This window comes from Amycolatopsis sp. NPDC026612, from assembly GCF_040638285.1.
GTDB lineage: Bacteria > Actinomycetota > Actinomycetes > Mycobacteriales > Pseudonocardiaceae > Amycolatopsis.
Map to the genome: position 1 here is coordinate 1 of NZ_JBEZYB010000146.1, position 10746 is coordinate 10746.

A 10746-nucleotide genomic window follows, 5' to 3' on the forward strand; every position below is an offset into this window, starting at 1 on the left:
GGCGTCGGAAAGCCGCTCCAGCACGAGCACACCGACCCCCTCGGACCAGCCCGTGCCATCAGCGCCGTCCGCGTACGCCTTGCACCGGCCGTCCGGAGCGAGACCGCCCTGGCGGGTGAACTTGACGAACCCGTTGGCCGAGGCCATCACGGTCACGCCGCCCGCCAACGCCAGCGAACACTCCCCCGCCCGCAGCGCCTGCCCGGCCCAGTGCAACGCAACCAGCGACGACGAACACGCCGTGTCGACGCTCACCGCCGGACCTTCCAGGCCCAGCAGGTACGACACCCGCCCGGACAGCACGCTGGCCGAAACCCCGGTCATGGAGTGGCCGGCGAGGTCTTCCTCGGCGCCCTCGACCACCGAGCCGTAACTCTGGCCGTTGGTGCCGACGAACACGCCGGTGGCGCTGCCGCGCAAGCCGGCCGGGTCGATCCCGGCCCGTTCCAGCGCTTCCCACGACACCTCGAGCAGCTGGCGCTGCTGCGGATCCATGGCCAGCGCCTCGCGGGGCGAGACGCCGAAGAAGGCGTTGTCGAAACCGGCCGCGTCGGCCAGGAACCCGCCGTACTGCGTGTCGCTGCGGCCGGGGCCGTCGCCGGCCAGCGCGGCCAGGTCCCAGCCACGGTCCGCCGGGAACGGCCGGACGGCGTCCTCGCCGCCGATCACCAGCCGCCACAGGTCCTCTGGGGAGGCCACCCCGGCCGGGAACCGGCAGGCCATCCCGACGATCGCGATCGGGTCGCCGGACACGTCCCGCGTCTCCACCACGGGTGCCTCCGGGCGGCTCTCGCCCAGCAGCTTGGTCAGCAGGAACCCGGCCAGCACCTCGGGGGTCGGGTAGTCGTAGACGAGCGACACCGGCAGCGCCAGCCCGGTGATCGTGCCCAGCCGGTTGCGTTGCTCCACCGACATCAACGAGTCGAAGCCCAGCTCGCGGAACTCCCGCCCGGCCGGCACCTCCGCGGCCGACGAGTGGCCGAGCACCTCGGCGGCGACCGCGCGGACGGCGGCCAGCACCCGGTTCCGGGCCTGGGCGCGGGTCAGCTCGGCGAGCTCGGCGGCGAAGCCCCCGGCGGCCGGCTGGAGCGCGTGGGCGGCGGCGCGGCGAACCGGGACCAGCTCGTGCCACAGCGGGGCCAGCCCGGTGCGGGCCCGCAACGCGGTGTGGTCCGGACGCAGCGCCAGCAGCAGCGCGTCCGGCGCGGACACCGCCGCGTCGAAGAGAGCCAGGCCGTCCTCCAGGCTGAGCGGCGGCAGGCCGTCGCGGCGCATCCGGGTGAGGTCGGCCGGGCGCAGCCGGGAGGCCATCCCGACCTCGGGTGACCAGGCGCCCCAGGCGACCGACACCGCGGGCAGCCTCCGGCCGTGGCGGAACAGGGCCAGGCCGTCGAGGAAGGTATTGGCGGCGGCGTAGTTGCCCTGCCCGGCGGATCCCAGGGTGCCCGCGACGGAGGAGAACAGCACGAACCCGGCCAGGTTGTGGTCCAGGGTGGCGTGGTGCAGGTTCCACGCGGCGTCGGCCTTGGCTCGCAGCACGTCGTGAATCCGTTGCGGAGTCAGGGAATCAACTACACCGTCGTCCAGGACTCCGGCCGCGTTCACGACTGCCGTCAGCGGCGGCTCGATCTGTCCGACCAGCTCCCGCGCGGCTTCGGCGTCGGCCACATCGCAGGCCCGGACCTCGGCCCGGCAGCCCAGCCCGGCCAGCTCCGCGACCAGCTCGTCGACGCCGTCCGCAGCCGGCCCCGACCGGCTGACCAGCGCTAGGTGCCCGAAGCCCTGCCCCGCCAGGTGCCGGGCCAGGACCCGGCCGAGCCCGCCGGTGCCGCCGGTGATCAAGACCGTGCCGTCCCGGTCCCAGCCGGACTCCGCCCGCGGCAAGCGAACCGGCCGCAACCGGGCGGCTCGCACCTCACCCGCACCGACCCGCAGCTGTGGCTCGGCCGAGGCCAGCGCGGCGGCCAGGTCGGCCGGACCGGCGGTGCGGTCCAGGTCGATCAGGCGGATGCGGCCGGGGTTCTCCGACTGCGCCGAGCGCACCAGGCCCCACACCGTGGCCGCGGCCAGGTCCGTGCCGGACCAGACGCCCCGGGTCAGCACGACCAGCTCCACGCCGCCGCAGCGAGGTTCGGCCAGCCACTCCTGGACCAGCGCCAGCGCGCGGACCGCGGCCTGGTGGGCAGAGCCCTCGCCGGCCAGCGCGGCCAGCACCCGCTGTTCGTCCCCGGCCAGGCCGGCCGGGGTCTCGATCGAGCCGAGGCCCTCGGCCAGGCCGAACGGGTCGGTGCCCAGCAGCACGGTCCGGCCGGCGGGTCCCGCGGTGGCCGTGGCGGGCAGCCACTCCACCCGGTACAAGGTCTCGGCGGTTACGTCGCTCCCGGCCGGCTCACCGAAGCGGATCCGCTCGGCGGTCAGCACCGGCTCGCCGGCCGGGTCGACCGCGGTGAGCGACGCGGTGTCCCCGGCGACGACGAGCCGGACGCGCAGCACGGTGGCACCGGCCGCCCGCAGGCTCACCCCGGTCCAGGAGCGCGGTACCCCGGTGACGCCGGCCTCGGCCAGCACCGCCGGCGACAGCACGGCCTCCAGCAGTGCCGGGTGCAGGCCGTACCCGCCGGGCTCGGCGACCTCGGCCGCCAGGAACAGATCCGCGCCCCGCCGCCAGGCTCCGGTCAGGCCGGGCACATCCAGCACTTCGGCTTCTTCCGGCGGCCACGCCATCGCGACCGTAGGGGCGCGCCCATCCGCCTCGAGGAATCCGGTGGCGTGCTCGGTCCACGGCACGTCCGGCGCGGCGGCCGGACGCGAGTGCACGGTGACGAAGCGGCGGCCGTCGTCGTCCGCGCCCACCCGGACCTGCACCGCGAGCGCGTCGCGGCCGGGCAGTACCAGCGGCGCGCGGAGGTCCAGCTCGGCCAGCCGTCCGCAGCCGACCTCGTCCCCGGCTCGGATCACCAGGTCGAGCAGCGCCGCGCCGGGCACCACCCCGTCCGGCGGCCACGGGTGGGTGCGCGCGGACAACCGGCCGGTGAGCAGCACGCCGGACTTCGACGGCAACACCACCGCGGCCGCGACCAGCGGGTGTCCGATCGCCTGCTGGCCCAGGCCCGAGGCATCGCCGGTACCGGTGACCGGCTCCGGCCAGAACCGCCGGTGCCGGAACGGGTAGGTGGGCAGGTCGACGACCTTCGGCTTCAGCGGCGCGTAGAACGCGGTCCAGTCGACCGGCACGCCCTGCACGTGCAGCGCGGCCAGCGCGTGCACCAGGCACTCCTCCTCGCCGCGATCGCGGCGCAGCGCCGGTATCGCGGCCACGCCGTCGCGCGCGGCCAGGTGTGTGGTGAGCGTGGCGTCCGGCCCGAGTTCGAGGACCGTGCCGACGCCGCTTTCGTGCAACGCGTCCACGGTGTCGGCGAACCGGACGGTCTCCCGGACGTGCCGCACCCAGTAGCCGATGTCGGCCAAGTCGTCCCCGGCCGGGCGGCCGGCGAGGCCGGTCACGACCGGGATGTTCAGCGGCTGGAAGGCGATGCCGTCCAGGGCGTGCGCGAACTGGGCGAGCATGGGTTCCATCAGCGGCGAGTGGAAGGCGTGGGAGACGGCCAGCCGGGTTCGGCGGTGGCCCTCGGCCTGCCGTTCGATCGCGGCGATGGCGTCCTCGGCGCCGGCCAGGACCACCGCGGCGGGGCCGTTGACCGCGGCCAGCGACGCCCGGTCCTCGTGGCCGGCGAGCCACCGGCGGGCCTGCTCCTCGGTGGCCTGCACGGCGAGCATCGCGCCCCCGGCAGGCAACGTCTGCATCAGCCGGCCGCGCGCAGCGACCAGGGCGCAGGCGTCCGGCAGGGAGAACAGCCCGGCCACGAACGCGGCGGTGATCTCGCCGATGCTGTGCCCGGCCACGAAATCGGGGTGGACGCCCCACGACTCGACCAGCCGGAACAACGCGACCTCGACGGCGAACAGGGCCGGCTGGGTGTAGCGGGTCTGCTCCAGGTTCGTGCCGGACCACATCACTTCGCGCAGGTCCGTCAGGCCCTGTTCGGCCAGCTCGGCCAGCACTTCGTCGAGAGCGCGCGCGAACACCGGGAAGCGGGCGTGCAGTTCCCGGCCCATCCCGGCGCGCTGCGCGCCCTGGCCGGAGAACACGATGGCCAGCCGGCCGTCGTGCCGCTCACCCTGCGCCAGCGGGCGGCCCGCCAGCAGCGACTCGTGGTCGGCGTAGGCGGCCCGGTGGTCGAAGTCGGCCCGGGCGGTCAGCAGGGACCAGGTCACGTCCACCGGGTCGGCCCCGGTCGCGAACCCGGCCAGTGCGGCGCCCTGGGCCTGCAGCGCCTCGGGCGACTTGGCCGACAGCACCCAGGGCAGCACGACGCCGGGCCGGGACACCGGCGTCGCGGCCACGGGTTCCGGCTGCTCGAGGATGACGTGGGCGTTGGTGCCGCTGATCCCGAAGGAGGAGACGCCCGCCCGGCGCGGGCGGCCGCCTTCGGGCCAGCCGACGTTCTCGGTGAGCACGCTGACCGCGCCCGAGGTCCAGTCGACGTGGCCGGAGGGCCGGCCGACGTGCAGCGTCTTCGGCAGGACGCCGTGGCGCATGGCCAGCACCATCTTCATCACCCCGGCCACGCCGGCCGCGGCCTGCGTGTGCCCGATGTTGGACTTGACGGAGCCGAGCCACAGCGGGGTTTCCCGGTCCTGGCCGTACGTGGCCAGCAGGGCGTGGGCCTCGATCGGGTCGCCCAGCTTCGTGCCGGTGCCGTGCCCTTCCACGGCGTCCACATCGGACGGAGCCAGGCGCGCGGCGGCCAGTGCCTGCCGGATCACCCGCTGCTGGGCGGGACCGCTGGGCGCGGTCAGGCCGTTGGACGCGCCGTCGGAGTTGACCGCGCTGCCGCGCAGCAGGGCCAGGACCTGGTGCCCGTGGCGGCGGGCGTCCGACAACCGCTCCACGACCAGCACGCCGACCCCTTCGGCCCAGCCGGTGCCGTCCGCGCCTTCGGCGTAGGCCTTGCACCGGCCGTCCTCGGCCAGGCCGCCCTGCTTGGAGAACTCCACGAACAGCGTCGGGCCGGACATGACGGTCGCGCCACCGGCCAACGCCAGCGAACATTCCCCGTTGCGCAGCGCCTGCGCCGCCAGGTGCAGAGCCACCAGCGAGGACGAACAGGCCGTGTCGACCGTGACCGCCGGGCCCTCCACGCCGAGTGTGTAAGCCACGCGGCCGGACAACACGCTGGGGATGGTGCCGGTCATCCGCAGCCCCCGGGTGTCCGGGTGGCCGGTCAGCATGCCCGGGTAGTCGCTGCTGGACGCGCCGAAGAAGACCCCGGCCCGACCGCCGCGCAGGCCGGCGGGGTTGATCCCGGAGCGCTCCAGCGCCTCCCAGGAGGTTTCCAGCACCAGCCGCTGCTTCGGGTCCATCGCCAGCGCCTCGCGCGGGGCGATGCCGAAGAACTCGGCGTCGAACCCGCCGGCGTCGCGCAGGAAGCTGCCGAACCGGGTGGCGCTGCGGCCGGGGGCGTCCGGGTCGTCGGCGCCCAGGGCGTCCAGGTCCCAGCCGCGGTCCTCGGGGAACGGCGTGATGGTGTCCCGGCCGCCGGCCACGACCTCCCACAGCCGCTCCGGCGTGTCGATCCCGTCCGGGAATCGGCAGGCCATCCCGACGATCGCGATCGGGTCGTCGTCCGGGACAGCGGAAGCCACCGCCGCCGGGGCGGCGAGGGCGGCCGTGGCCGGCTCGACTCGCTCGAGCAGGTGCCCGGCCAGCTGCTCCGGCGTGGGGTGGTCGAACACGAGGGTAGCGGACAGCCGCAGGCCGGTGGCCTGACCGAGCCGGTTGCGCAGCTCGACCGCGGTCAGCGAATCGAAGCCCAGTTCGCGGAACTCCCGGTCGGGGCGGATGACTCCGGCGTCCGCGTGCCCGAGCACCAGGGCGGCCTGGGCCCGGACCAGGGCCTGGGCGTCCTGCCGGCGCTGGGTGTCGCTCCGGCCGGCCAGTTCGGCGGCCCAGCCGCCCGGCTCGGCCGCGGTGGCGTCGCCCGGGCCGGCCCGGCGCAGCGCCACGCGCTTCGGGCCGGCCAGCCCGCGCAGCAGGCACGGCAGGGCGTCGCGGGCGGCCAGCTGCCGGGGATCGACGTCGACGGCGACCACGAGCGGTTCGACCGCCTGGACGGCCCGGTCGAACAGGGCGAGGCCGTCTTCGGCCCGCAGCGGCGGCAGGCCCTTGCGGCGCATCCGGCTCATGTCCTGTTCGGACAGTGTCGCGGTCATCCCGCCCGCCGGTTCCCAGGCGCCCCAGGCGATCGACACGCCGGGCAGGCCCAGCGACCGGCGGTAGGCCAGCAGGCCGTCCAGGAAGGTGTTGCCGGCGGCGTAGTTGCCCTGCCCTGCGGACCCGAAGATCCCGGCGACGGAGGAGAACGCCACGAACCCGCCGACCCGCCGGTGGCGGGTGGCCTCGTGCAGGTACCAGGCGCTGTCGGCCTTGGCCGCCAGCACCCGGCCGAGCCGGTCGGCGGTGAGCGATTCGACCAGCCCGTCGTCCAGCACCCCGGCCGCGTGCACGATGCCGGCCAGCGCCGGGTATGCGGTGACCAGGCCGGTGGTCGCGACCGGATCGGTCAGGTCGCAGGTCCGCAGGTCCACCCGGACGCCCGCGGCGGCCAGGTCGGTCACCAGCTCGTCGATGCCCTCGGCACGGGGGCCGCGGCGCGAGCTGAGCACCAGGTGCCGGAAGCCCTGCCCGGCCAGGTGCCGGGCCAGGAGCCGGCCGAGGCCGCCGGTGCCGCCGGTGATCAGCACCGGCAGGTCGCGGTCCCAGGCCCGCGGCAGGGTCAGCACGAGCTTGCCGACGTGCTTGGCCTGGCTCATCATCCGCATCGCGTCGCCGGCCCGGCGCACGTCGAACGCGCGGACCGGCAGGGCGCGGAGGGTGCCGTCGGCGACCAGCTCGGTGAGCCGGCGCAGCAGTTCGCGGGTCCGGTCCGGCCCGGCTTCGGCGATGTCGAAGGCGCGGTAGCCCGGGATGTCGGTGCGCGGGTCGGTCTTGCCCATTTCGGCGAACCGGCCGCCCTCGGCCAGCAGCCGCACCGAGGCGTCCAGGAACTCGCCCGCGAGCGAGTTCAGCACCACGTCCATGCCGTGGCCGCCGGACACCGCGCGGAAGTTCTCCTCGAAGTCCAGGGCACGGGAGGACGCGATGTGGTCGGCGGCCACGCCGAGCTCGCGCAGCACCGGCCACTTCGGCTCGCTGGCCGTGGCGAACACCTCCGCCCCCAGCCACTGCGCGACCTGGATCGCGGCCATGCCGACACCGCCGGCGCCGGCGTGGATCAGCACCCGGTCGCCGGGCCGGACAGCGGCCACGTCGATCAGGCCGTACAGCGCGGTGAGGAACGCGACCGGCGCGCCGGCGGCCTCCTCGTCCGACCACCGTTGCGGCACGACGGTCAGGAACCGCTCGTCCACGACAGCGGCCGGGCCGAAGCCGCCGGTGACCCGGCCCATCACCCGGTCACCGACCCGCAGGTCGGTGGCTTCGGGCCCGGTCGCGGTGACCACGCCCATCGCCTCGGCGCCGAGCAGCGGCACCTCGCCCGGGTACATGCCCAGCGTGTTGAGCACGTCCCGGAAGTTCAGGCCGGCCGCGTGGACCTCGATCCGCACCTCGCGCCCGCGCGGTTCGGGCAGCTCGCACGGCACCAGGCCCAGGCCCTCCAGGCTGCCCTGCTCGACCAGGCCCAGCCGCCAGGTTCCGGTGCCTTCCGGCACGGCGAGGCCGGTGTCGGCGGCGACGAGGGCGCCGGTCAGCACCCGGCCGTCGCGGACGAGCACCTCGGGCTCGCCGCCGGCCAGCGCTCCGGCCAGCACGGCCCCGTCGGCCCCGTCGGCCTCGGCGGCCGGATCCAGGTCCAGCAGCGCGAAGCGGTCCGGGTTTTCGGTGAGCGCGGCCCGCACGAGGCCCCACACCGGGGCGGCGACCACCCCGTTCACCCCGGACGGCGACTGGGCTCCCCGGGTCACGAAGACCAGCCGGGAACGGGTGAACGCGTCGTCGGCCAGCCACTGCTGGATCAGCCCGAGCACGACGGTGGTGACCGCGTGGGTCGCGGCGGGTACGCCGACGACGTCGTCCGGCACGCTCAGCGGGGCCAGCACCAGGCCGGGCGCGGGGACGGCGGCACCGTCCCGTGTGGTCAGGTCCGGCAGCTCGATGACCTGCCGGACCGGCACGCCGACGCGGTCGAGGGCGTCCCGCACGCCGAAGGAGTCCGCGCCGACCAGAGCGACGTCGGGCAGCGGGGCGTCGGTCGAGCCGGCCGGGGTCCAGCGGATCGTGTGCAGCGCGCCGCGGTGCCGGGCCGGCGGGGCGCTGCCGACCACGCGATCGCGCAGGGAGTCGATGGTGATGACCGGGCGGCCCGTGCCGTCCACGGCGGTGATGGCCATGGCGTCGCCACCGAGGTCAGCCAGCCGGACCCGCAGCCGGGTGGCGCCGGCCGCGTGCACGGTCACGCCCTGCCAGGCGAACGGCAGGCGCTGCTCGTCCCCGACCGGGCGAGCCACCAGCAGGGTGTGCAGCACGGCGTCCAGCAGGGCCGGGTGCAGGTCGAACCGGGCCGCGGTGGCCACGGCCTGCTCCGGCAGCTCGACCTCGGTGAAGTACTCACCGCCGCGTCGCCACACCGCGGTCAGGCCCTGGAACACCGGGCCGTAGCCGTAGCCGGAGGCGGCGAAGCCGCGGTAGCAGCCGGTCACGTCGATCGGCTCCGCGCCCGGTGGCGGCCAGGCTTCGAACCCGCCGACCGGCTCGGCGGGGGGCGCGGTGGTGAGCTCGCCGGTGGCGTGCCGGGTCCAGTCGCCGCCCTCGAGGCGGGCGTGGACGGCCAGCGCGCCATCGCCGTCCACCCGGACCTGGATCTGCACGGCCTCCCGCTCGGGGATGACCAGCGGGACCAGCAGGGTCAGCTCTTCGATCCGGCCCAGGCCCGTCTCGACCCCGGCGCGGGTGGCCAGTTCGACGAAGCCGGTGCCGGGGAACAGCACCTGCCCGCCGACGGCGTGGTCGGCCAGCCAGGGGTGGGTGCGCAGCGACAGCCGCCCGGTGAGGACGAGGCCGGTGTCGTCGGCCATCGGCACCAGCGCGCTGATCAGGGGGTGGCCGGTGGCCTCCAAGCCGTGCCCGGCGGCGTCGCCCGTGGCGCGCGGCGTGGGCCAGTACTGCTCGTGCTGGAAGGCGTAGGGGGGCAGGTCGACCCGCCGCGGTTCGAGGGGGGCGAAGAAGGCGTCCCAATCGACGGTGACGCCCTGCACGTACGCCGCACCCAACGCCCGGAGCAGGCACTCGTCCTCGGGCTTGTCCCTGCGCAGCGCGGGAATCCCGGTCACGCCGGTCAGCGCGGCCACGTGCGTGGTCAGCGTGGCGTCCGGGCCGAGCTCCAGGAACGTCCGGACGCCCTCGCCGTGGAGGGTGTTCAGCCCATCGGCGAAGCGGACCGTGTCCCGGACGTGCCGCACCCAGTAGTCGACGCTGCCCGGATCGGTGCACCCACCGGTCACATTGGACACCACGGGGATCGTGGGTCCGTTGAACGTGATGCCGTCCAGAGCTCGGGCGAATTCCGCCAGCATGGGGTCCATCAGGCCGGAGTGGAACGCGTGGCTGACCGGCAACCGCTTCGCCCGCTCGGCCTCGATGGCGTCGATCGACTCCGCCGGCCCCGACAACACCACGGCGTCCGGACCGTTGACCGCAGCAATCGACACATCCGTGCCCTCGATCCACGCCAGAGCCTCGGCTTCGGTGGCCTGCACCGCCAGCATCGCCCCACCAGGCGGCAACGCCTGCATCAACCGGCCCCGCGCCTCGACAAGCGCACACGCGTCCACCAGCGACAACACACCAGCCACATGCGCCGCGGTGATCTCACCAACACTGTGCCCAGCCACGAAGTCCGGCCGGACACCCCACGACTCGACCAGCCGGAACAACGCCGTTTCGACCGCGAACAACGCCGGCTGCGTGAACCGGGTCTCGTTCAGACCATCCCCGGACCACATCACCTCCCGCAGACCCTCGATCCCCAGCTGTTCCAGCACCTCGTCCAGCGCCGCGGCGAACACCGGATACCGGGCGTACAGCTCCCGGCCCATCCCCGCCCGCTGCGCACCCTGGCCGGAGAACAACACCGCGAACTTGCCGTGCGTTCGTTCCCCCACTTCGCCCAGCCGGCGCAAGGCGGCGACACCGGACTCCCGGTCCGCGGCCAGGACCACCGCCCGGTGGTCGAACGCCGTCCGGGTGGTGGCCAGCGACCAGCCGACATCGACTGCGTCGCTTTCGGACAGTTCTTCGGCCAGCCGGCGGGCCTGTGCCCGCACCGCTTCGGCCGACTTGGCCGAGAGCACCCACGGCACCAGCACGTCCCGCTCGGCCACCTCGACCGGTGCGACCGGTTCGGGGGCCTCGATGATGGTGTGCGCGTTGGTGCCGCTGATCCCGAAGGAGGACACCGCGAACCGACGCGGCCGATCAGTCTCCGGCCACGGCGTGGCCTCGGTCAGCACCCGCACCGCACCAGCGGACCAATCGACCTGTGTCGACGGCTCATCCACGTGCAAGCTCGGCGGCAGCACACCGTGCCGCATCGCCTGCACCATCTTGATGATCCCCGCAACACCGGCCGCCGCCTGGGTGTGGCCGATGTTCGACTTCACCGAACCCAACCACAACGGCGTCTCCCG

The 10746-nt window shown here is 74.9% G+C and carries 1 protein-coding gene; it reads right to left on the reverse strand.

The features are described from left to right. Positions 1–10734: SDR family NAD(P)-dependent oxidoreductase (locus tag AB0F15_RS44160; RefSeq protein ID WP_360283784.1), on the reverse strand; the 10734-nt coding region annotated here is incomplete at its 3' end. Between the last annotated feature and the right edge of the window lie 12 nt (positions 10735–10746).